We start from the raw sequence: 20,105 nt of genomic DNA on the forward strand, positions 1-20,105 counted from the left end.
CATGACTGATCCCCAGACCCCGTCCGGCGCCGTGCCCGGCGAGACCTCGTCCCGCTCGTGCGGGTGCCCCGACTACGACCAGGCCCGGATGGCGCTGAGCCGCCGCTCGCTCCTGGGCACCGCCCTCGCCGGAGGCGCTGTCGCGCTCGGTCCGTCGCTGTCCGGCGCGGGCCCCCGCGCGTACGCCGTCACCGGCCGGTCCGCGTCCTCGCTGGCCATGCCCGGCGGGTCCGTGCTGGTGCTGCTGTCGCTGCGCGGCGCCGCCGACGGGCTCTCGCTCGTCGTCCCGCACGGCGACCCCGTCTACTACGCTGCGCGCCCCCGGCTCGCCATCGCGGCCCCGTCGCTGCTGGCGGCCGACGCGATGTTCGGGCTGCACCCCGCGCTCGCCCCGCTGCTGCCGATGTGGGAGGCCGGCACGCTCGCGGCCGTGCACGCCACCGGCATGGCGACGCCCAACCGGTCGCACTTCGCGGCGATGGAGGCCATCGAGGACGCCGCCCCGGGATCGAGCGAGCGCACGGGCTGGCTCAACCGGCTCCTCGGCGAGCTGCCCGGCGCCACGCCCCTGCAGGGCACCGCGATCGGCAACCAGGTGCCGACGTCGCTGTTCGGCACCCAACCCGCGTTCGTGGTCAGCCGCGTCGACCAGGCCAAGGTCGCCGGCGCCGAGGCGGACGGGCGCCGGCTGGCCTCGCTGTCCCACGCCTGGAAGGGCGGTGGCCCCATGGGCCGGGCCGTGCGCGACGCGATCTCCGGGGCCCAGTCCTTCGGTGCGGCGCGCGAGACCACGGCCGGCACGCCCACCCCGGCGTTCCCGTCCAGCGGGCTCGGCAAGGCGCTCTCCGACGTCTCCCGGATCGTGCGCTCCGGCGTGGCCGCCGAGGTGATCACCGTCGACCAGGGCGACTGGGACATGCACACCGACGCCGGCACGCTCGAGTGGGGCGACATGCGGCGCAACGCCGGCGACCTGGCGAGCTCGATCGCGGCGTTCTTCGCCGACCTCGGCCCCGCCGCGGACCGGGTCACCCTCGTCACCCTCAGCGAGTTCGGCCGCCGGGTGAAGGAGAACGACGACTACGGCACCGACCACGGCTTCGGCAACGTCATGTTCGTCGCGGGCGCCGGCGTCCGCGGCGGGCAGTACTACGGCTCCTGGCCCGGCCTGCAGGACACCCTCGACGCCGACGTGCTCGTCACCACCGACTACCGCAGCGTCCTGGCGGAGGTGGTGACCAGGCGGTTCGGGGTCTCGGTCGCCCAGGTGTTCCCCGGCTTCGCCCCGCAGGCCGTCGGCGTCATGGCCTGACCCACGGGCGGCGGGCTCACACGACGCGTACGGGGTGGCGCACCACGGCGTCGAAGAAGTAGCCCTGCGTGTTGTGGGCGGCCACGAGGGGCTGCGTGCGTCCCCGGTCGTCTGTGGCACGCGCGAGCAGCTCGTGGCGCCCGGGCCGCGGCCGGGCCCAGCGCACCGACCACTGCGTCCAGCCGTCGTCCTGGCGCGAGCGCCGGTCGAGGACCGCGGGACGCCACCTGGCGCCGCCGTCCAGGCTCACCGAGACGCGGCTGATCCGGCCCGCACCGCTCCACGACCGCCCGGTCAGGGTGACCGGGCGCGACGGCAGCACCTGGTCGCGGGCGAGCTCCCACGCCGAGCGCACCGGGTTGACGGTCAGCGGCGGGGAGTCGGCCGGCCACTCGGGCCCGACCATCCGGTAGTACGTCGTGTTCCACGGCGACGTCAGCTCGGTCGTGGAGACCTCGAGCGAGCCGAGCCACTTGATGCTGGCGATGCCCACCCATCCCGGGAGCACGAGCCGGAGCGGATAGCCGTGGTCGGGCAGCAGGTCCTCGCCGTTCATCCCCCACGCCAGGAGGGCGTCGTCGAGGGCCTTCGCGACCGGGAACGGGCGCCGCACGCGGCCGTGGTCCGTGCCGCCCGAGACGAACGGGTCGTCGAGCCCGCTCGCCTGGATCGACACCGCGGCCGGGGACAGCCCGACCGCGGCCAGCACGTCGCGCAGGCGTACGCCGCTCCACCGCACCGTCCCGACGGCGCCCAGCCCCCACGAGGTGCCGGACACCGACTGCCCCTGCTGGTCGCGGAACAGGCTGCGGCCGTTGCCCGTGCACTCGAGGACGGCCGTCAGCTCGTGGTGCGGCAGCCGCCGGAGGTCGGCGTACGACAGGCTCAGCGCCTGCGCCTCGCTGCGCGGGGTGGCCAGGCCGTCGCCGTGCACCCGGAGCGCGTAGGTCGACCGGTCGATCACGGGCGTGCGCGTGTGGTTGCGCACGAAGAGCCGCGACTGGGGCGTGAGGTAGCGACGGGGGTCGACCGAGCTCCAGAGCATCTCGGCGTTGGTGCCGTAGTCGGCGAAGTAGGCCGGCGGCGTCGGCTTGAGCACGAAGGGTGCCGCCGCGAAGGCGGGGACGGTCCGCCACAGGCCCGACGGGGCGGCAGCGAGGCCGGCGGCCGCGGCGGCGGCGGCGAGGAAGCCACGACGGGTGGGCGTGATCGAGGTCATGGGCCGACCATATACGAGTAAGTTACCTGTTTGACTAGACATGACCTCCCGGTGCCATGCTCGCCCCATGACCGACACCCGACCCGAGTCCCCGTCCTACGAGCCCCTCCCCGAGGACTGGGAGACCGCGTTGTTCGTCGTGGCGCACCCCGACGACATCGAGTACGGCTCGGCGGCGGCGGTCGCCCGCTGGACCGGACAGGGCAAGAAGGTCGTCTACTGCATGGTGACCAGCGGGGAGGCCGGGATCGACGGACTGCACCCCGACGAGTGCAGGCCCCTGCGCGAGGCCGAGGAGATCGCGTCGGCCGCCACCGTCGGCGTCGACGAGGTCGTGTTCCTCCGGCTGCCCGACGGGATCCTGGAGTACGGCGTGGAGCTGCGGCGCGCGCTGGCGAAGGTGGTCCGCGAGCAGCGACCGGACGTCGCCCTGACCATCAACTTCCGCGACACCTTCGGCGGCACCCGTCTCAACCAGGCCGATCACATCGCCGTCGGCAAGGCGCTCCTCGACGCGGTGCGCGACGCGGGCAACCGCTGGGTGTTCCCCGAGCAGCTCGCCGACGGCCTCGAGCCCTGGGGCGGCGTCGGGGCGGTGTGGGTGGGCGGGTCGCCGCAGGCGACCCACGCCGTCGACGTCACCGACACGTTCGCCGCCGGGGTGGCGTCACTGAAGGAGCACAAGGCCTACATCGAGGGACTCGGGTGGGAGGGCTGGGACCCCGAGGAGTTCCTCGACGGCATCCTCCGCGCCGGCGGCCAGGGCCTGGGCGTCACGCACGCGTCGACCTTCGAGGTGTTTCCGTTGGGGTGGGGCTGAGCGAGCGGCGGCCGAACCGCCGGCGGGGCTTGCGGGGCTCGCGCGCCCCGGCTCCGGCGAACCGGGCGCCCACGAGGGGCGGCGGGCCGGACGTGACCGGCTCGGGCTCCTCCTCGGCGGGTGCGACCGCTTCGTCGTCCGGGACGACCGGCGTCGACGCCGTGGACAGGTCGTGGCCCGCGAGGACCGCGCGGACCTCGTCGATCATCGCCAGGAGCTCGTCGTCGTCGGTGCCGTCCGACTGGGCGACCAGGGCGTGCCGGCCGAGCGAGGCGCCCACCACGGCGCCCTGCGCGAAGCGCAGGCGCACGAAGCCGGCGGCACTCTGGTCCTCCAGCGAGCGCAGGATCGCGAGCATCCGGTTGCCCACCTCCGCGAGCTGGTCCGATCCGTCGTGGCCGGACACGGCGACGACCCGCGAGGCGGCCGTGACGACCGCGCTCCAGCGCACCCCGCCGACCGCCGTCACCCGCCCGACGCAGTGGGCCAGCGCCGACGACGTGTCGGAGGCCCCCACCACCGTGTAGGTCGGCACCTCGCGGGGCTCGGCGGGAGTGGCCACCGCGCGGTAGGTGCCCTCCCCGGCGGGGGTCCAGGTCACCCCGACGACGAGGCGGCGCAGGCCCGACGCCTCCATCGCGCGCAGGTCGCCCACCTCGAGCAGCTCCCCCGCGCGCCGCGCCAGCCGGCCGGTGTAGGGCAGTGCGGCCGCCACCGCGCCCGCGGCGCCGTCGTCGCCGACCAGCGTCCCGTCCGGGCGTACGACGAACTCGGCCCTCCCGTGCCCGGCCGGCACCCCGTCTGCGCTCATGCGGACCACCCTGACGCAGCCGCGGCCGGGTTGCGGGCGGCGTAACGCACAGTTCACACGGGGCGCCGAAAGCGTTACGCCCCGGCAACCGGGGCTAGGTGGTCGGGCCCGGCAAGGTGCCCGTCTCGACCACGTGCTGGGCGACGGCGAAGAGCTTGATGTTGTGCTGGGAGGAGAGCCGCTTGAGCACGGCGAACGCCTGGTCCGAGGTCAGCGAGAAGCGCTCGCGCAGGATGCCGGTGGCCTCGCCGATCAGCTGGCGGCTGGCGATCGCGGTGTGCATCTGGTCGTGCCGCACGGTGGCGCTCAGGGCCACCGCCGCGTGCGCCGCGGCGACGAGGCCGTCGAGCCGGTCGTCGTGGTCGAACGCGTCGGGCTCGTAGGCGTAGAGGTTGAGCATCCCGATGCTGTCGCGCTCGACGAACAGCCGGAAGCCGAGGTAGGAGCGGACACCGGTCCGCTCGACCACGCCTGCTGCCCAGCGCGGCCACGGCGCATCCTTGGCCAGGTCGGGCACGGCGACCACGTCGGCGGTCGGATCGTCGTCCATCGCCGGCCCCTCGGCGAGGTCGTGCTGCAGATCGTCCATGAGCTGGAGCGAGACGTGGGAGTGGCCGCAGGAGTCGTCGCGCGACGATCGCAGCACACAGACGCCGGCGACGTCGCAGTGGTCGATGAGATCCACGGCCATCTCGGCGATGCGTCGCACGGTGTCGCCGGGGTCCTGGGTGCCCGACATCCCCCTGGCGGCGTCGGCCAGGCGCCGACCGAACTCCTGACGATCCACTGCCGCCTTCTCTCCGGTCGCACGACCGAGAGACATCGTATAGGCGGACCGGGAACGCGGGCCCCGCCGCGCCCGGCCGCCCGGCCCGAGCACAGAACGAGAACCGCCTCCGACCTGTCGGAACAGGTCGGAGGCGGTGGACGCTCCCCCGGTTGGACTCGAACCAACAACCCTCCGGTTAACAGCCGAATGCTCTGCCAGTTGAGCTACAGGGGATCGCTTGTGCAGCGAGGCGAAACCTTAGCAAGCCCGGCCTGCGCGGGGGAAATCAGGGCATCCCGACGTCGCGCCGGGCCAGCTCGAGGGCGTCGCGGGCCGCGACGCGAACGAGCGGGTCGTCGGGATCGACGCCCTCGTCGTACTCGTAGACCCACTGCACGCCCCCCGCACCGGACGGGGCCCGCCGCGCGATCACCCGCAGGCTGCGCCGCCCGCCGAGCGCGACGTGGCGCTGCAGCACCACGCTCGCCGTGACGCGCTCGTGCACCAGCTCGAGGAGTCGCCCGGGCTCGTCGAGGACGGCGGTGTGGACGGGACGCTCCTCGCCCCAGCTGCCCACCTCGGAGAGCCGGAACGTCTCCGTGTCGCGGTCCCAGCCGGCGGCCTCGACCTGCTCCCACGGCACCCGGCGCGACTCGCCCGAGCCGTCCACGAGGTAGAACGCGTCGCGGGTGCCGGCGAGCACCGTGCCGTCGGTCGCGGTGGCCGTGGCGAGCACCCGCTCCCCCGGGGCGACCTCGACGGACGCGGCCGGTCCGCGTCGGCGCCACCTGCTCACGACTGTGCTCCCGTCTGGCCCACGGCGCCCTCGCGGAGCCGGCGGCGGTGCTGCTCGAGCACCACGAGCTCGCCGAACATGCGGTTGTAGTCGAGCGCCTGCTCGACCGGGTTGGTGCGCTGGAGGCGGGCCTTGACGTCGGCGATGCGGCGGGACGTGGTGAGCTCCTGGAGTCGGTAGACGTAGGCCACGGCGAACGTCGGGGTGGGGTCGGAGGTGCCGCGGACCGGCTCGACGCCGAGCTCGGTGACCGCGGCGATCACGGCGGGGTCGGTGGCCGCCGCGCGCACCCGGGCCGCCCACCCCGGGTCGTCGCCCGCACTGGCGGGGCCGCCCGCGGCGGTGACGGCGGCCCACACGCCCTGGAACGTGGGGTGGGTGAAGTCGTCGGTGGTCACGTGGGCGGTGGTGCGCCCCACCCCGGCAGGGTGCTGGATGACCAGCTTGAGCATCTCGCGCTCGATCAGGAACCGCGGATCGGACAAGCTCGGCAGGGCGGGCCGGGCCGGCTCGGCCGGCGCCTCCGGGGCGCGGGACGGGCGCCGGTCGTCGGTGCGCGCGGGGCGACTGGCGGCCCGGCGGACCTCCGCGCGCACCTCGTCGACGTCCATGCCGACCATGTGGGCGAGCTCGCGGGAGAAGGAGTCGACCTTGGTCCGGTCGCGGATGCTGGCGACCAGCCCGGCCGCGTCGCGCAGCGCGTCGACCCGGCCGTCGGCGCGGTCGAGGTCGTAGCGGGCGAGGATGTTGCCGAGCGCGAAGCGGTAGAGGGGCTGCCGCTTGGCGACCAGCTCGCGCACCGCCTCGTCGCCCTCCCGCAGCCGCAGGTCGCAGGGGTCCATCCCCTCGGGCGCGACGGCGACGTAGGTCTGCGAGGCGAAGACCTGGTCGCTCTCGAGCACCTTCATCGCGGCCTTCTGCCCGGCGGAGTCGCCGTCGAAGGTGAAGATCACCTCACCGCCGGTGGAGCTGTGGTCGCCGAGGAACCGGCGCAGCACGCGGGCATGGTCCTGGCCGAACGCCGTGCCGCACGAGGCCACCGCCGTCGTGACGCCCGCGAGGTGGCACGCCATCACGTCGGTGTAGCCCTCGACGACGACCGCCTGCTGGCTGTCCTTCATCGCGGTGCGGGCCAGGTCGATGCCGTAGAGCACCTGGCTCTTCTTGTAGATCGCGGTCTCGGAGGTGTTGAGGTACTTCGCCTCGATGCGGTCGTCGTCGAAGATCCGGCGGGCGCCGAAGCCGATCGTGTCGCCGTTGGCCTCGCGGATCGGCCACACCAGCCGCCCGCGGAAGCGGTCGTAGTGGGAGCGGCCGTGTGCGACGAGCCCCGCCGCGACCGACTCCTCGTCGGTGATCCGACGCCCGCGCAGGTGGCGCAGCAGCGCCTCGCCGTCGCGGGGGGCGAAGCCGACGCCGAACATCTCCGCCGCGGCCTGGTCGAAGCCGCGCTCGTGGAGGAACTGGCGCGCGACCACCGCGTCGCGGCCGGCGAGCTGCTCGGCGTAGAACTCCTGGGCGACCTTGTGCGCCTCGATCAGCCGCCCGCGTGCCGGGCCGCGGGGACGGGCGGGCTCGTCGTCGCCGTCCTCGCGGCGGAGCTGCACGCCGTACTTCTCCGCGAGCCGCTCGACCGACTCGGTGAAGGTGAGCCCGTCGACCTTCATCAGGAAGGAGATGACGTCGCCACCCTCGCCGCAGCCGAAGCAATGGAAGAACTGCCGGGCCGGGTTGACGTTGAACGACGGGGTCTTCTCGTCGTGGAACGGGCACAGACCCTTGAGCGAGCCGCCCCCGGCACGCTTGAGCGTGACGTAGCCGGACACCACGTCGTCGATCCGCGCCTTCTCGCGCACCTCGGCGATGTCGTCGTCGCGAATCCGGCCTGCCACGCCGGGGAGTCTACGGGCGGGCTCCCACCGCCACCGCGGGGTCTCCACAACGCCCCGGGCGGGGTCGGCACGACGGACCGGCCACCCCTTGGGGCGTACGGCGCTGGTGCGGGCTGGGCGGGTCTGCCAAGGTCGAAGCATGACTGCTCAGCACGGAGCGCCAGAGAGTCAGACTCTCGGTGCACTCGTCCACCAGCTGTCCGAGCAGATCCCCGATCTGGTCCGCTCGGAGATCCGCCTCGCGCAGGCCGAGGTCGCGCAGAAGGGCAAACGGGCCGGTGTCGGGATCGGCATGTTCAGCGTCGCCGGGCTGCTCGCCTTCTTCGCCATCGGCTCGCTCGTCGCCACGGCGATCCTCGGCCTCGCCGAGGTCGTCGACGCCTGGCTCGCCGCCCTCATCGTGGCGATCGTCCTGCTCGCGGCCGCTGCCGTGGCAGGGCTGGTGGGGAGGAAGAAGGTGGCCGAGGCAGGGCCACCAGCCCCCGAGAAGGCGATCCAGGGCGTCAAGGAGGACATCGCGACCGTGAAGGGTGAGCACCGTGGATGACCAGCAGAAGACGCCCGAGGAGCTCGAGGCCGAGATCGCGCTGCAGCGCGAGCAGCTCGCGCACACCGTCGACGAGCTGACGGCCAAGCTCGACGTGAAGTCGCAGGCGCGCCAGAAGGTCGCCGCGCTGAAGGACTCCGCCACCACCGAGACCGGCGAGCCGCGCACCGAGGTGCTCGCGGCCGCCGCGTCGCTCGTGGCGATGGCCGTGGTGCTGCTGATCTGGCGTCGCCGCGCCGCCCACTGACCACCAGGGAAGGGAGAAACCATGAAGAAGCTCATGCTGCTCGTCGCCGGAGGCGTCGGCTACGTGCTCGGCACCCGCGCCGGCAGGGAACGCTACGAACAGATCAAGAAGGCGGCGACCCGGTTCAAGGAGGACCCGCGGGTGCAGGAGAAGGCGCACCAAGCGGCAGACCTCGCCAAGGACAAGGCTCCGGTGGTGAAGGACAAGGTCACCTCGGCCGCCGGCACCGCAGCCGACAAGGTCACCGACAAGGTCACCTCGTCGAGCAACGGCGGACACCGCTCGGACCTCGAGGACCAGCTCCACCCCGAGAGCACCGCCCGGCAGGACGACCCGTACCCGCAGGGCGACCTGCCGTAGCCGGTCCCCCGACCCGCCGCGCGCGCCGCTCAGCCGAGCGCCGCGTGGCGGGTCACGGCGCTGGCGTCGGTCAGCGACGCGACCTGGTCGATGACCACGCGTCGCCGGCCGGCGTCGTCGCCGGCCAGGAGCCAGTCCTCGACGAAGACCGGGTCGAGCGCGGCGGCGCCTCGCACCCAGATCCGCTCGACGAGCTCGGCGACGAGCTCGCGCTGGCGCTCCATCAGCGCCACCCGGTCGTCGGCCTGCATGACGTAGAGGGACGCGATGCCCTTGAGCACCCCGATCTCGACCGCGGTCGCCTCCGGGACGACGAGGTCGGCGCGGTGGCGCACCGGCGGCTCGCCGTCGGTCGCGGCGAACGTCGCCTGCTGGACGCTGCCGCAGAAGCGCCCGATGAGGTCGCTGGTGAGGTTCTTGATGGCCGCGAGGCTGCGTCGGCTGCCGTCGTAGGAGGACCGCGGCCAGCTCCCGACGGCACGCAGGCCCGCGAGCGCCGCGTCGAGCGCCGCGTCGTCCGCGCCGGGGAGGTACCACGAGCGCACGGTCTCCCACAGCGCCTCCCGGTCGAGCCGGGTGAGGTCGAGGCGGCCGGCCACGATGCCGTCCTCCACGTCGTGGACCGAGTAGGCGACGTCGTCGGCGAGGTCCATCACCTGCGCCTCCAGGCAGAGTCGCCGGCCGGTGACGCCGGCGCGCAGCCAGTCGAAGACCGGCCGGTCGTCGTCGTAGACGCCGAACTTCACGACCACCCGCGGGGTGCCGTCGGCGTGCACGCCGTGCGGACCGGTCGCCTCCGTGCGGGTCCAGGGGTACTTGGTGCAGGCGTCGAGGGTGGCCCGGGTCAGGTTGAGGCCGACCGAGCGGCCGTCGGCGTCGAAGGTCTTCGACTCCAGCCGGGTCAGCAGCCGCAGGGTCTGGGCGTTGCCCTCGAACCCGCCGCACTCGCCGCTCAGCTCGGCGAGCACCCGCTCGCCGTTGTGGCCGAACGGGGGGTGGCCCAGGTCGTGGGCCAGCGCAGCCGTCTCGGTGATGTCGGGGTGGGTGCCGATGGCCCGGGCGAGGTCGCGGGCGATCTGGGCCACCTCGAGGCTGTGGGTGAGCCGGTTGCGGACGAAGTCGTCGGTCTGCGGGCCGACCACCTGGGTCTTGGCCGCCAGGCGCCGCGACGCCGCGGCGTGCACCACGCGCGCCCGGTCGCGCTCGAACGCCAGGCGCACGGGCGCGTCGACCCGCTTGGGCGGCTCGGCGACGATGCGCTCCCGCGCGGCGTCGTCGTAGGGATCCTCGATGCTCATCGGCCGGCCAGCCTAGCGACGCGTGCCGACGTGCGCCCACACCGCGGGTCGCGACCGCGTAGGCTGGCGGAGAAGGACCGGTGACCCGGCTGCCGCCAGGCAGGCCTTCCCGGTCGAGAGGCGGACGTCATGACGACGCCGGACAGTTCCCAGTACACGCGCGACACCCTGGACGAGGTGATGGGCGACGCGACCGAGGCACCAGTGCGGCTGCGGCTGGCGCAGCACCTGGGACGCAACGCGCTCGACGGCGGCTGGTGGCCGCGCACCCGCGACCTCGGCAGCGAGCTGCGCCAGCTCGTCGACCAGTTCCCGGTCGACCTGGGCCGCATCACCCAGGTGCGCGTCTCGCCCTCCGACTGGGGGACGCGACCGCGCACCGTCCAGGTCGCCCGCGGCCTGGTGCGAGTCGGCTCGTTCACCACCGACGACAGCCACGTCGCCCACCTCAGCACCTCCAACCGCACGTTGCTGCGCGTGCTGGTGGTGCCGGCCGAGCTCACCGACTACCAGGGCGAGGAGGCACTCCTCGCGGCCGCGACGGCGGGCAACGCCCACTCGGCGCTCGAGCTGATCCGCACGGTCACCGACAGCCCGGACGTGGACCCGCGCGACCGCTGGACCTGATCCCGGGCCGACCTCGCGGCCGGGGCCCGGGTGCCGGGATCCGTCAGTAGCGGGTCCGTCAGTAGACCGTGACGTGCACGTGGTCGTAGTGGTTGGCGGTGACCGACCCGCGGTCGGACATCGCGCGCCAGCCCTCGCCGGAGCGCTCCACCGACCAGATCTTCTGGGCGTAGATGATGTACTCGATGCCCAGCGCGCTGTAGTTGGCGCGCAGGAAGTCGGCGATCGACCAACCGGTGGCACCGCTGACCATGATGTCGATCGCGCGGCCCTGGCCGTGCTCGCCGTCGCCGCGCCACGTGCCGTAGCTGGCGATCGAGGGCCAGTTGGCGCAGACCACGTCGTGGATCTCGTAGAGCGACGCGCGCCCGGCCTCGATGGAGGAGCCGTTGGCACACGAGCCGCCGAGGCTCGGGCCGGCCGCGGCCTGCTTGGCCTCGACCGTCGCGGGCTTCTCGGGCTTCGGCTTCTTCTGGCTCAGGTAGGCGGAGGTGACCCAGCGCGACTGGCCGTCGATGACGACCTGGGTGCGGCCGAGCTGCGTGCGACCAGTGACGGAGACCTGCTTCAGCGCCGGGACCAGGCCGAGCTTGTCGGACCCCTTGGACGGTCCCGCCCAGAGGTTGAGGGGGGCGGTGGTCCACACCTTGTCGTCCAGCTTCTTCGCCAGCCGACGGGCCGTGCGGTCCACGCTCAGGTCCTCGCGGACGGCCGCCTCGGCCTTCGCCGCCTTGCGGAGCGCCGAGCGGGAGACGGTGGTCGTGGCCCGGCGGCTCAGCGCCGTGTCGTCGGCCGCGTCGGGGGCCGCGCCGTCGGCGGTGGCCGCCGAGGTGCCGGACGAGGCGAGCAGGTTGTCGTCGGTGCTCGCCGGCTCGGCGGCGAGGACGCCCATGGTCACCGCGGAGAGCGTCGCCACCACGGCGAGCGGCGCGGACACCAGGACGGAACGGGGGACTCGGGAGGGACGGGGGGTGGTAGCAGGGGCTTCCCGCTTGTGGCGATGCTGAGCCACAGCGCTGATCCTTTGCACTTGCTGACGGGGGGACGAGCGCCGATCCACGAGCCCGGGGATCCGGGGGGAAAGCTCATGCCCACGTCGACGCGATCACCGAGTGAAGCACAGGATTCTCGGCCTGTCCCAATCTCCCCCGGTAAATTTCGGCGTGTTCCGACTCACCCGCCCGGATGCCGCACCCGCTCCGGCACCGCGCGGCGGGCCCGGCACGACGGCTCGGGGGCGCTCAGCCGCCCGTGGCCTCGTCGGCGTCCTCGCGCAGCTGCTCCCCGCGCCCGTCCGTGTCGTCGAGCCACCCCTCCGGGAGCACCACCTTCTTGCGGGGCGCGCCCTGGCGTCCGCGCGGCGTGCCGAGCTCGTGCGCAGGGAACGGCGCGTCGTCGTCGAGACCGTCGAGCAGCACGTCGAGCGAGGCCAGCGAGTCGACCAGCGCGAGCTGGTGGCGCAGCTCGCCGCCGGCCGGGAAGCCCTTGAGGTACCAGGCGATGTGCTTGCGAAACTCCTTGCAGCCCCGCTCCTGGCCCATGTGCTCGGAGAGCAGCTCCGCGTGGCGGCGCATCATCGCCTTGACCTCGCCGAGGGTCGGGAGGGTCGCGACGGCCTCGCCGTGGAAGGCGGCGGCCAGGTCGCGGAAGAGCCAGGGACGCCCGAGGCAGCCGCGGCCCACGACGACGCCCGCGGCGCCGGTGTGCTCGACCATGCGCAGCGCGTCGGCCGCCTCCCAGATGTCGCCGTTGCCCAGCACGGGGATGTCGACGTGGTCGACGAGCGCGGCGATGGCGTCCCAGTCGGCCTGGCCGGAGTAGGCCTGCTGCACGGTGCGCCCGTGCAGGGCGATGGCGGCGACCCCGGTCTCCTGGGCGATGCGACCGGCGTCGAGGTAGGTCAGGTGGTCGTCGTCGAGGCCCTTGCGGGTCTTCATCGTCACCGGGACGTCGTAGGGCGTGGCCGCGGCGACCGCGTGCTCGAGGATCTCGCCGAGGAGGCCGCGCTTCCACGGCAGCGCTCCCCCGCCGCCCTTGCGGGTCACCTTGGGCACCGGGCAGCCGAAGTTGAGGTCGACGTGCGCGACCCCGTGGTCGGCGCAGAGGATCTCCACGGCCTTGCCGATGTAGACGGGGTCGGTGCCGTAGAGCTGGACCGAGCGGGTCGACTCGAGGTCGTCGAAGACGAGCATCTTCCTCGTCGTCTCGTCACCCTCGACGAGGCCGCGACTGGTGATCATCTCGCTGACGTAGAGCCCGGCGCCCTGCTCGGCGCACAGGCGGCGGTAGGCGGCGTTGGTGATGCCCGCCATCGGCGCCAGCACGACCGGCGTCGCGACGCGCAGCGGCCCGAGGACGAGCTCGGTCGGCAGCGGCGCGGTCATGGGCCCCATTGTCCGGTGGCGTCGGCGGGCGCCCCAAATCTGCGGTCCGCGGCGCTCACCACCACATGAACGTCTCGTACGGCGTGGTGATCCTGCCGCCGTAGTCCGAGGCGCGCTGGCACCCGCCCTCGAGCCGACACCTGACCAGGACCGAACCGCGCGGGGTGCGCAGCTCGAGGACGAGGCGCCGCGCGGACTCCCACCGCACCGTCTGCTCGTGGGCGGAGGTGATCGACCAGTTGTCCATCGTGATCCGCGGGCCGAACGCGATGGAGTCGAGCAGCGTCCCGTCGTCCATCCGGCGGACGTCGAGGATCGCCGGGTCGTCGAACCCGCGTCCGATCCGGAGCCCCGCGACCGTCTTCCCGTCCGGCGAGACCGCGAGCGGGGCGATCGGCTCCGCCCACGCCGGGGTCGACGGCGCCGAGACCGTCGTCGGGCCGAAGAGCCGGCCGGTCGTCTGCGCGAAGACGAGGTCGTCGCGCAGCGACACGTAGCTGGCGTTCTTGACGATCTCGGTGCGCGAGGTCCTCGGGAGCCAGTCGATGACGCGCAGCCGGTAGTGCTCGTTGTCGGCGTAGATCACCACGTGACCCGCGTCGGCGTCGAACGGGGTGGCGTAGGCCTCGTTGTAGTCGCTGCCGACCCAGGTGGCGTCCATGCTCAGGACGTCGTGGGTGCTGCCACCTCGGTCGAAGATCGTCGAGACCAGCAGCTCGCCGTCGCGCGAGAGCAGCCAGCCGACCGCGGCGTCGCCCTGGCCGTACGTCGTGTTGCGCGTGCGGCGCACCTCGGCGGGACGGCGTCCGGGGCGGATGGCCACGATCCGGCTCAGGTAGCCCTTGCGGACCGCGACCAGCCACCCGAGCCGGCTCTTGCCCAGCAGCTGGCGCTGCTCGCCGTTGGCCGGCGTGCGGAGGCGGAGCGTGCGGCCGCCCGCGGTGTGGATGACGCCGTCCTGCATGAAGTCGATCTCGGCGTCGCGACCGCGCGGGAGGCGGGCCGGCACGATGGTGCGCGTGTCGACAGCCGGCGCGGTGCGCTCCGCCGGCCGGTCGGGCTCCGGGGCGATCCGCGCACTGCCGGGCGGGACGACCGCCATCGCCAGCGCGAGCGAGACGCCCGCCGTACCGACCCTGACGAACCGTCGCGACAGCGCCATGAGATCCCCCGATGTGTGTGAGTGAGCCACCCCCACCGTGCCACACCTCAGGGGCGCGGGGACCTCAGCAGCCGAGCAGCTTGTCCGCGAACCAGCGGCTGATGCCGTCCAGGCTGACGCGCTCCTGCGCCATGGTGTCGCGCTCGCGGACGGTGACCGCGTCGTCGTCGAGGGTCTCGAAGTCGACGGTCACGCAGAACGGGGTGCCGATCTCGTCCTGGCGGCGGTAGCGCCGGCCGATGGCGCCGGAGTCGTCGAACTCGACGTTCCAGTTCTGCCGCAGCTCGGCGGCGAGTGCCTTCGCCTTGGGCGAGAGGTCGGAGTTGCGGCTCAGCGGCAGCACCGCGACCTTCACCGGCGCGAGGCGCGGGTCGAGCCGCAGCACGACGCGCTTGTCGACGCCGCCCTTGGTGTTGGGGGCCTCGTCCTCGGTGTAGGCGTCGATGAGGAACGCCATCAGCGACCGGGTCAGGCCTGCGGCGGGCTCGATGACGTACGGCACGTAGCGCTCGTCGGCGGCCTGGTCGTAGTAGGACAGGTCCTTGCCGGAGAACTGGCTGTGCTGCTTGAGGTCGAAGTCGGTGCGGTTGGCGATGCCCTCGAGCTCCTCGAAGTCACGGCCCGAGAACCCGAAGCGGTACTCGATGTCGGTCGTGCCCTTGGAGTAGTGCGACAGCTTCTCCTTCGGGTGCTCGAAGTGGCGCAGGTTGGCGGGGTCGATGCCGAGGTCGACGTACCAGCGGGTGCGCTCCTCGATCCAGTAGCGGAACCACTCGTCGTCCTCGCCGGGCTTGACGAAGAACTCCATCTCCATCTGCTCGAACTCGCGGGTGCGGAAGATGAAGTTGCCGGGCGTGATCTCGTTGCGGAAGCTCTTGCCCATCTGGGCGATGCCGAAGGGCGGCTTCTGCCGGCTCGAGGTCACGACGTTGGCGAAGTTGAGGAAGATGCCCTGAGCGGTCTCGGGCCGCAGGTAGTGCAGGCCGGACTCGTCCTCGATCACGCCGAGGTAGGTCTTGAGCATCATGTTGAAGTTGCGCGGCTCGGTCCACGCGTTGCGGGTGCCGCAGTTGGGACAGGCGACCGACTCGTTGATGTCGACGGTGTCGGGGTCGTCGATGCCCTTCTTGGCGGCGTAGTCCTCCTGCAGGTGGTCCTCGCGGAACCTCTTGTGGCACGACTGGCACTCCACGAGGGGGTCGCTGAACGTGCTCAGGTGGCCGGAGGCCTCCCAGGTGCGCGTGGGCAGGATGACGCTGGAGTCGAGGCCGACGACGTCGTCGCGACGCGTGACCATCGCCTTCCACCACTGGCGCTTGATGTTCTCCTTGAGCTCCACGCCGAGCGGGCCGTAGTCCCAGGCCGACTTGGTGCCGCCGTAGATCTCACCGCACGGGTAGACGAAACCTCGGCGCTTGGCGAGGGAGACGACGTTGTCCAGGGCGGTCGGGGCGGGCTTGGCCACGGTGGAGTTCCTTGGGATGGGAGCAGGTCGGGCCGGCTGGCTGCCGGCTCGCACGAACGAGCGCTCAGCCTATCGAGCGCGGCTGCGCCTCGTTGAGGTCGGTCCCCTCCTCGACCACCTCGTAGGCGCTGGGCTCGTCGACCGCGTGCACCATCAGCGGCTGGATGTGCATCTTGCCCTCGTAGGACCCGAGCGCCCGCCGGTAGGAGCCGACGTTCTCCCAGCGGGTGGTGAGCACCCACAGCGCCGGGTCGTCGACGTTGCGTCCCACCTCGCCGCCGATCCAGCCGGGCTTGGCGGCGAGGATGTCGCGCGCGCGGAGCAGGCCCGTGCGCAGCTCGGCCTCGGCGGCGGGGTCGGGACGGGGGACGCGGAGGCGGGTGACGACGAGCACGGCACCAGCCTAGGGCGCAGACGTTTTGACAACCGTTCTCAATCGGGGTGAGAATCGTTCTCATGTCGTCCCGGCCCCTTGCCCTCGCTGCCGCCCTCGCCTCGACCGCCCTGCTCGCCGCCTGCGGCTCGGACGACACCGGTGGGACGGACGAGAGCGAGCACTCCGCCGTCGCCGCGTTCTACCCGCTGGCGTGGGTGACCGAGGAGGTCGCCGGCGACGACTGGGAGGTCACCAACCTCACCGCCCCGGGCTCGGAGCCGCACGACCTCTCGCTCGACATCCAGCAGACCGCGGCCGTGGCGGAGGCCGACCTCGTCGTCCTCGAGCACGACTTCCAGCCCGCCGTCGACGCGACGGTCGAGGCGAACGCCGGCGATGCCGCGGTGCTCGACGCCGCCGACGTGCTCGAGCTCATGCCGACCTCCGACCACGAGCACGCCCACGACGAGGCGGGCCACGACCACGGCGAGCTCGACCCGCACTTCTGGCTCGACCCCCTCCTGATGGCCGACCTCGGCGACGCCGTGGCCGAGCAGCTGGCCGAGATCGACCCCGACCAGGCGGCGACCTACCGGGCCAACGCGGCGGCGCTGCGCGAGGAGCTCGAGGCCCTCGACCAGCAGTACGCCGACGGCCTGGCCGAGTGCGAGCGCACCACCACCGTCGTCAGCCACGAGGCGTTCTCCTACCTCTCGCGCTACGGCCTGCAGTTCGAGGCGATCGCGGGCCTCTCCCCCGACGCCGAGCCGACCCCCGCCGACCTGGCCCGGCTCCAGGAGCTGATCCGCGAGGACGGCATCACCACCGTGTTCTCCGAGCGCCTCGCCAGCAGCAAGATGGCCGACTCCCTCGCCGGCGACCTCGGCCTCGAGACCGCCGTGCTCGACCCGATCGAAGGCCTCTCCGACGACACGGCCGACGACGACTACCTTTCCCTCATGGGCCAGAACCTCGACGCACTCCGCAAGGCCAACGGATGCCGGTGAGCGCAGCGGCCCCTCCGGTCGCGGTCCACGACGGCTCGGTCGCCATCGGCGGCCGCCCGATCCTGCGCGGGATCGAGCTCACCGTCGAGCCCGGTGAGTTCGTGGCGCTGATGGGCGCCAACGGCTCCGGCAAGTCGACGCTCGTACGCGCGATCACCGGCCTGCTGCCGATGACCGGCGGCGCCGTCGACCTCTTCGGCACGCCGTTCGCCGACTTCCACGACTGGCACCGCGTCGGCTACGTGCCGCAGCGGCCGTCAGCCGCGAGCGGGGTGCCCGCCACCGTGTGGGAGGTGGTCGCGTCCGGACGCATCACCCGCCGCCGGCTCTTCCGCCCGCTCTCGCGCGCGGACCGGCAGGCCGTCGCCGACGCGATCGACGTCGTCGGCCTCGCCGATCGGGCAGGCGTCGGCATCTCCCAGCTCAGCGGCGGGCAGCAGCAGCGGGTCCTCATCGCCCGCGCGCTCGCCGGGCAGCCCGACCTGCTCGTGCTCGACGAGCCGACCGCGGGGGTCGACCTGGAGAACCAGCGCGCCCTCGCCGACGCGCTCGCCACCTTCAAGGCCCGGGGCGCCACGATCGTGTTGGTCGCCCACGAGCTCGGCCCGATGGCGCCACTGATCGACCGCGCGGTGGTGATGCGCGACGGCCGCATCGCCTACGACGGCCCCGCCCTCGACGAGGAGGACGCGCACGGCCACCACCACCCCGTGGACGCCACCCACGACCACGTCCCCCACGTGGGCTCACCACTCGACGAGCTGGGCGGCGGACGATGAGCGAATTCCTGGACCTGTTCTCCCTGCCCTTCATGCAGCGCGCGCTGCTCGCCGCGCTGCTCACCGGCCTGGCCGCCCCCGCGATCGGCACGTTCCTGGTCCAGCGCCGCCTCGCCCTCCTCGGTGACGGCATCGGCCACGTGGCCGTGACCGGAGTTGCCATCGGCCTGCTCACCAACACCTCCCCGACCTGGACCGCCGTGCTGGTCGCCGTCCTCGGCGCAGTGCTCATCGAGGTCATCCGCGAGCGCGGCCACACCAACGGCGACGTCGCCCTGGCACTGCTCTTCTACGGCGGCCTGGCGGGCGGCGTGCTGATCACCGGCCTCGCCGGGCAGGGCGCCGCCCGGCTGCAGGAGTTCCTCTTCGGGTCGCTGACCAGCATCACCGCCGCCGACGTGTGGTTCACCCTCGGCCTCACCGTGGTGCTGCTCGTGGCGACCCTGGGCCTGCTCCCCCAGCTCTTCGCCGTCGCGAGCGACCCCGACTTCGCCCGGGTCGCCGGCCTGCGGGTGCGCTTCTACAACCTGCTGATCGCCGTGCTCGCCGCGGTGACGGTCACCGTCGCGATGCGCACGGTCGGCCTGCTGCTCGTCTCGGCCCTCATGGTGGTGCCGGTCGCGACCGCCCAGCAGCTCGCCCGCTCGTTCCGCACGACGATCGCCGGGGCGATGGTGGTCGGCGTCCTGGCGGCCCTCGGCGGGCTGCTGCTGAGCGCCGCGCTGTCGTTCCGGGCGACGGTGGCCCCGGGGCCCACCATCGTGCTGCTCGCCCTCGTGATGTTCACCTCGACCTGGCCGATCGGCGTGTGGCTGCGGCGCCGGCGCCGGCTCCACTCCCCGTTCCCCAGCGTGCCGGTCGCCGCCCACACCGTCACCGACGAGCACCCGCACGAGCACGGCACGGACTGCGGCCATCCCGCGGTGCCGCACGCCGACCACGTCGACTACGTCCACGACGGCCACCGCCACGCCGCCCACGGAGAGCACTATGACGAGCACTGACCCGAGGCCCCGGCAGGCCGCCGAGCCGCCCGCGTCCCCGGCCGCGTCCCAGCCGTCGTCGCGGACGCCGGTCCGGCCCACGCGCCAGCGCCGCGCGGTCGCCGCCGCCCTCGCCGCGTTCGACGACTTCCGCAGCGCGCAGGAGATCCACGACCTGATCTCGCAGCAGGGCGACTCCGTCGGCCTCGCGACCGTCTACCGCACCCTGGCCGCCCTCGCGGACGCCGGCGAGGTCGACATGCTGCGCAACGAGGACGGCGAGGCGATCTGGCGCAGCTGCTCCGACACGCACCACCACCACCTCGTGTGCCGCACCTGCGGGGCGACCGTGGAGGTTGAGGGCCCGGCCGTGGAGCGCTGGACGAGCAGCATCGCGACCGAGCACGGCTACGCCGACATCAGCCACACGCTGGAGATCTTCGGGACCTGCCCGGCCTGCCGCTAGCTGCCACCCTCGTTGGGCAGCGCGCCGCCGTAGCGCCGGTCCCGGCTGGCGTAGGTCTCGATGGCCGACCACAGGTGGCGTCGGTCGACGTCGGGCCACAGCACGTTGGTGAAGACCATCTCGCTGTAGGCCGCCTGCCAGAGCATGAAGTTGGACAGCCGCTGCTCCCCCGACGTGCGCCAGACGAGGTCGGCGTCGGGCAGCTCGGGGACGTAGAGGTGGCGGGCGAACGTCTTCTCGTCGATCTTGTCGGGGTTCAGCCGTCCGGCGGCGACCTCGCGGCCGATCGAGCGGGCGGCGTCGGCGAGCTCGGCGCGCCCGCCGTAGTTGACGCACATCGTGAGGGTGAGGACGTCGTTGTCCTTCGTCATCTCCTCGGCGACCTGGAGCTCCCTGATGACCGACTTCCACAGTCGCGGGGAGCGGCCGGCCCAGCGCACGCGCACGCCGAGCTCGTGCATCTCGTCGCGGCGGCGCCGGATCACGTCGCGGTTGAACCCCATCAGGAAGCGCACCTCGTCGGGCGAGCGCGACCAGTTCTCGGTGGAGAAGGCGTACGCGGAGATCGCCTTGACGCCGATCTCGATGGCACCCTCGACGACGTCGAACAGCGTGTGCTCGCCCTGCTCGTGACCCCTGGTGCGGGGCAGCCCCCGCTCCTTCGCCCACCGGCCGTTGCCGTCCATGATGATCGCGACGTGCTCGGGCACGAGGTCACGCGGGACCGACGGCGGGGTCGCACCGCTGGGGTGCGGGGTCGGCGGCCTCACCTCTCGCTTCACGCT

The 20,105-nt window shown here is 73.0% G+C and carries 22 protein-coding genes and 1 tRNA gene; 10 read left to right on the plus strand and 13 right to left on the minus strand.

Annotation, left to right across the window (positions count from 1 at the left end):
• The first annotated feature begins 1 nt into the window (after position 1).
• A complete protein-coding gene (locus AC4H2S_RS15950; RefSeq protein WP_491497960.1) occupies positions 2-1,312 on the plus strand; it encodes a DUF1501 domain-containing protein in 1,311 nt (436 codons plus the stop codon).
• A 16-nt stretch (positions 1,313-1,328) separates the two neighbouring features.
• Here the strand turns inward: AC4H2S_RS15950 and AC4H2S_RS15955 are convergent, their stop codons facing one another.
• Positions 1,329-2,531: a sulfite oxidase gene (locus AC4H2S_RS15955; RefSeq protein WP_491497961.1), complete on the minus strand. Its 1,203-nt coding sequence runs from the start codon at positions 2,529-2,531 to the stop codon at positions 1,329-1,331.
• A 67-nt stretch (positions 2,532-2,598) separates the two neighbouring features.
• On the opposite strand from AC4H2S_RS15955, the gene AC4H2S_RS15960 reads away from it, so the two are divergent.
• Positions 2,599-3,351, plus strand: coding sequence for a PIG-L deacetylase family protein (locus tag AC4H2S_RS15960; protein ID WP_491497962.1), 753 nt, complete (start codon positions 2,599-2,601; stop codon positions 3,349-3,351).
• Here AC4H2S_RS15960 and AC4H2S_RS15965 read toward each other — a convergent pair.
• The 5 genes from AC4H2S_RS15965 to dnaG all read right to left on the minus strand — a co-directional run bounded on the left by AC4H2S_RS15965 (position 3,305) and on the right by dnaG (position 7,619).
• On the minus strand, positions 3,305-4,162 hold the full coding sequence (locus tag AC4H2S_RS15965; protein ID WP_491497963.1) for a hypothetical protein: 858 nt from the start codon (positions 4,160-4,162) through the stop codon (positions 3,305-3,307). The two genes, AC4H2S_RS15960 and AC4H2S_RS15965, sit on opposite strands and share 47 nt — an antisense overlap.
• A 94-nt stretch (positions 4,163-4,256) precedes the next feature.
• A complete protein-coding gene (locus tag AC4H2S_RS15970; protein WP_491497964.1) occupies positions 4,257-4,949 on the minus strand; it encodes a GAF and ANTAR domain-containing protein in 693 nt (230 codons plus the stop codon).
• A gap of 143 nt (positions 4,950-5,092) precedes the next feature.
• Positions 5,093-5,165 (minus strand) — tRNA-Asn (locus tag AC4H2S_RS15975).
• Between the two features lie 52 nt (positions 5,166-5,217).
• The gene (locus tag AC4H2S_RS15980) at positions 5,218-5,727 is read right to left on the minus strand and encodes a hypothetical protein (protein WP_491497965.1); all 510 of its coding nucleotides are present in this window, start codon (positions 5,725-5,727) and stop codon (positions 5,218-5,220) included.
• Complete coding sequence (gene dnaG, locus AC4H2S_RS15985) at positions 5,724-7,619, minus strand: DNA primase (RefSeq protein WP_491497966.1); 1,896 nt, start codon at positions 7,617-7,619, stop codon at positions 5,724-5,726. Before dnaG ends, AC4H2S_RS15980 begins: the two co-directional genes overlap by 4 nt.
• A 139-nt stretch (positions 7,620-7,758) precedes the next feature.
• On the opposite strand from dnaG, the gene AC4H2S_RS15990 reads away from it, so the two are divergent.
• From AC4H2S_RS15990 to AC4H2S_RS16000, 3 genes are read left to right on the plus strand one after another with little or no spacing between them, the layout of a single operon-like run.
• On the plus strand, positions 7,759-8,166 hold the full coding sequence (locus AC4H2S_RS15990) for a phage holin family protein (protein ID WP_491497967.1): 408 nt from the start codon (positions 7,759-7,761) through the stop codon (positions 8,164-8,166).
• On the plus strand, positions 8,159-8,413 hold the full coding sequence (locus tag AC4H2S_RS15995; protein ID WP_491497968.1) for a DUF3618 domain-containing protein: 255 nt from the start codon (positions 8,159-8,161) through the stop codon (positions 8,411-8,413). Before AC4H2S_RS15990 ends, AC4H2S_RS15995 begins: the two co-directional genes overlap by 8 nt.
• A 21-nt stretch (positions 8,414-8,434) precedes the next feature.
• A complete protein-coding gene (locus AC4H2S_RS16000; RefSeq protein ID WP_491497969.1) occupies positions 8,435-8,773 on the plus strand; it encodes a YtxH domain-containing protein in 339 nt (112 codons plus the stop codon).
• Between the two features lie 29 nt (positions 8,774-8,802).
• On the opposite strand, the gene AC4H2S_RS16005 is transcribed toward AC4H2S_RS16000, so the two are convergent.
• Entirely contained in the window at positions 8,803-10,071 is a 1,269-nt protein-coding gene (locus tag AC4H2S_RS16005) for a deoxyguanosinetriphosphate triphosphohydrolase (RefSeq protein WP_491497970.1), read from the minus strand.
• A gap of 129 nt (positions 10,072-10,200) precedes the next feature.
• On the opposite strand from AC4H2S_RS16005, the gene AC4H2S_RS16010 reads away from it, so the two are divergent.
• Complete coding sequence (locus AC4H2S_RS16010; RefSeq protein ID WP_491497971.1) at positions 10,201-10,698, plus strand: DUF5994 family protein; 498 nt, start codon at positions 10,201-10,203, stop codon at positions 10,696-10,698.
• Positions 10,699-10,756: 58 nt separating this feature from the next.
• On the opposite strand, the gene AC4H2S_RS16015 is transcribed toward AC4H2S_RS16010, so the two are convergent.
• The 5 genes from AC4H2S_RS16015 to AC4H2S_RS16035 form a co-directional block, all read right to left on the minus strand.
• Positions 10,757-11,635, minus strand: a complete 879-nt coding sequence (locus AC4H2S_RS16015) for a VldE C-terminal domain-containing protein (RefSeq protein ID WP_491497972.1) — start codon at positions 11,633-11,635, stop codon at positions 10,757-10,759.
• Between the two features lie 304 nt (positions 11,636-11,939).
• The gene (dusB, locus tag AC4H2S_RS16020) at positions 11,940-13,082 is read right to left on the minus strand and encodes a tRNA dihydrouridine synthase DusB (RefSeq protein WP_491497973.1); all 1,143 of its coding nucleotides are present in this window, start codon (positions 13,080-13,082) and stop codon (positions 11,940-11,942) included.
• 55 nt (positions 13,083-13,137) lie between these two features.
• On the minus strand, positions 13,138-14,244 hold the full coding sequence (locus AC4H2S_RS16025) for a hypothetical protein (protein WP_491497974.1): 1,107 nt from the start codon (positions 14,242-14,244) through the stop codon (positions 13,138-13,140).
• Between the two features lie 64 nt (positions 14,245-14,308).
• On the minus strand, positions 14,309-15,709 hold the full coding sequence (locus tag AC4H2S_RS16030; RefSeq protein ID WP_491497975.1) for a glycine--tRNA ligase: 1,401 nt from the start codon (positions 15,707-15,709) through the stop codon (positions 14,309-14,311).
• A 64-nt stretch (positions 15,710-15,773) separates the two neighbouring features.
• A complete protein-coding gene (locus tag AC4H2S_RS16035; RefSeq protein ID WP_491497976.1) occupies positions 15,774-16,103 on the minus strand; it encodes an antibiotic biosynthesis monooxygenase family protein in 330 nt (109 codons plus the stop codon).
• A gap of 62 nt (positions 16,104-16,165) precedes the next feature.
• Between AC4H2S_RS16035 and AC4H2S_RS16040 the strand changes: the two genes are divergently transcribed.
• The 4 genes from AC4H2S_RS16040 to AC4H2S_RS16055 are packed head-to-tail and all read left to right on the plus strand — an operon-like array spanning position 16,166 to position 19,320.
• Positions 16,166-17,092, plus strand: coding sequence for a metal ABC transporter solute-binding protein, Zn/Mn family (locus AC4H2S_RS16040; protein WP_491497977.1), 927 nt, complete (start codon positions 16,166-16,168; stop codon positions 17,090-17,092).
• On the plus strand, positions 17,083-17,871 hold the full coding sequence (locus AC4H2S_RS16045; RefSeq protein ID WP_491497978.1) for a metal ABC transporter ATP-binding protein: 789 nt from the start codon (positions 17,083-17,085) through the stop codon (positions 17,869-17,871). Before AC4H2S_RS16040 ends, AC4H2S_RS16045 begins: the two co-directional genes overlap by 10 nt.
• On the plus strand, positions 17,868-18,875 hold the full coding sequence (locus AC4H2S_RS16050) for a metal ABC transporter permease (protein ID WP_491497979.1): 1,008 nt from the start codon (positions 17,868-17,870) through the stop codon (positions 18,873-18,875). The genes AC4H2S_RS16045 and AC4H2S_RS16050 overlap by 4 nt, the downstream gene beginning before the upstream one ends.
• Positions 18,862-19,320, plus strand: a complete 459-nt coding sequence (locus AC4H2S_RS16055; protein WP_491497980.1) for a Fur family transcriptional regulator — start codon at positions 18,862-18,864, stop codon at positions 19,318-19,320. The genes AC4H2S_RS16050 and AC4H2S_RS16055 overlap by 14 nt, the downstream gene beginning before the upstream one ends.
• Here the strand turns inward: AC4H2S_RS16055 and AC4H2S_RS16060 are convergent.
• Positions 19,317-20,102 carry an isoprenyl transferase gene (locus AC4H2S_RS16060; RefSeq protein WP_491497981.1) on the minus strand — a complete coding sequence of 262 codons (786 nt, stop codon included), beginning with the start codon at positions 20,100-20,102 and terminating at the stop codon, positions 19,317-19,319. The two genes, AC4H2S_RS16055 and AC4H2S_RS16060, sit on opposite strands and share 4 nt — an antisense overlap.
• Positions 20,103-20,105 lie beyond the last annotated feature (3 nt).

The sequence above is a fragment of the Nocardioides sp. Z13_37 genome (assembly GCF_058355585.1).

Coding starts and splice junctions, on each gene's coding strand:
- AC4H2S_RS15950 (WP_491497960.1), top strand. CDS start 2: ATGACTGATCCCCAGACCCCGTCCGGCGCCGTGCCCGGCGAGACCTCG.
- AC4H2S_RS15955 (WP_491497961.1), bottom strand. CDS start 2,531: ATGACCTCGATCACGCCCACCCGTCGTGGCTTCCTCGCCGCCGCCGCC.
- AC4H2S_RS15960 (WP_491497962.1), top strand. CDS start 2,599: ATGACCGACACCCGACCCGAGTCCCCGTCCTACGAGCCCCTCCCCGAG.
- AC4H2S_RS15965 (WP_491497963.1), bottom strand. CDS start 4,162: ATGAGCGCAGACGGGGTGCCGGCCGGGCACGGGAGGGCCGAGTTCGTC.
- AC4H2S_RS15990 (WP_491497967.1), top strand. CDS start 7,759: ATGACTGCTCAGCACGGAGCGCCAGAGAGTCAGACTCTCGGTGCACTC.
- AC4H2S_RS16000 (WP_491497969.1), top strand. CDS start 8,435: ATGAAGAAGCTCATGCTGCTCGTCGCCGGAGGCGTCGGCTACGTGCTC.
- AC4H2S_RS16005 (WP_491497970.1), bottom strand. CDS start 10,071: ATGAGCATCGAGGATCCCTACGACGACGCCGCGCGGGAGCGCATCGTC.
- AC4H2S_RS16010 (WP_491497971.1), top strand. CDS start 10,201: ATGACGACGCCGGACAGTTCCCAGTACACGCGCGACACCCTGGACGAG.
- dusB (WP_491497973.1), bottom strand. CDS start 13,082: ATGACCGCGCCGCTGCCGACCGAGCTCGTCCTCGGGCCGCTGCGCGTC.
- AC4H2S_RS16025 (WP_491497974.1), bottom strand. CDS start 14,244: ATGGCGCTGTCGCGACGGTTCGTCAGGGTCGGTACGGCGGGCGTCTCG.
- AC4H2S_RS16040 (WP_491497977.1), top strand. CDS start 16,166: ATGTCGTCCCGGCCCCTTGCCCTCGCTGCCGCCCTCGCCTCGACCGCC.
- AC4H2S_RS16045 (WP_491497978.1), top strand. CDS start 17,083: ATGCCGGTGAGCGCAGCGGCCCCTCCGGTCGCGGTCCACGACGGCTCG.
- AC4H2S_RS16050 (WP_491497979.1), top strand. CDS start 17,868: ATGAGCGAATTCCTGGACCTGTTCTCCCTGCCCTTCATGCAGCGCGCG.
- AC4H2S_RS16055 (WP_491497980.1), top strand. CDS start 18,862: ATGACGAGCACTGACCCGAGGCCCCGGCAGGCCGCCGAGCCGCCCGCG.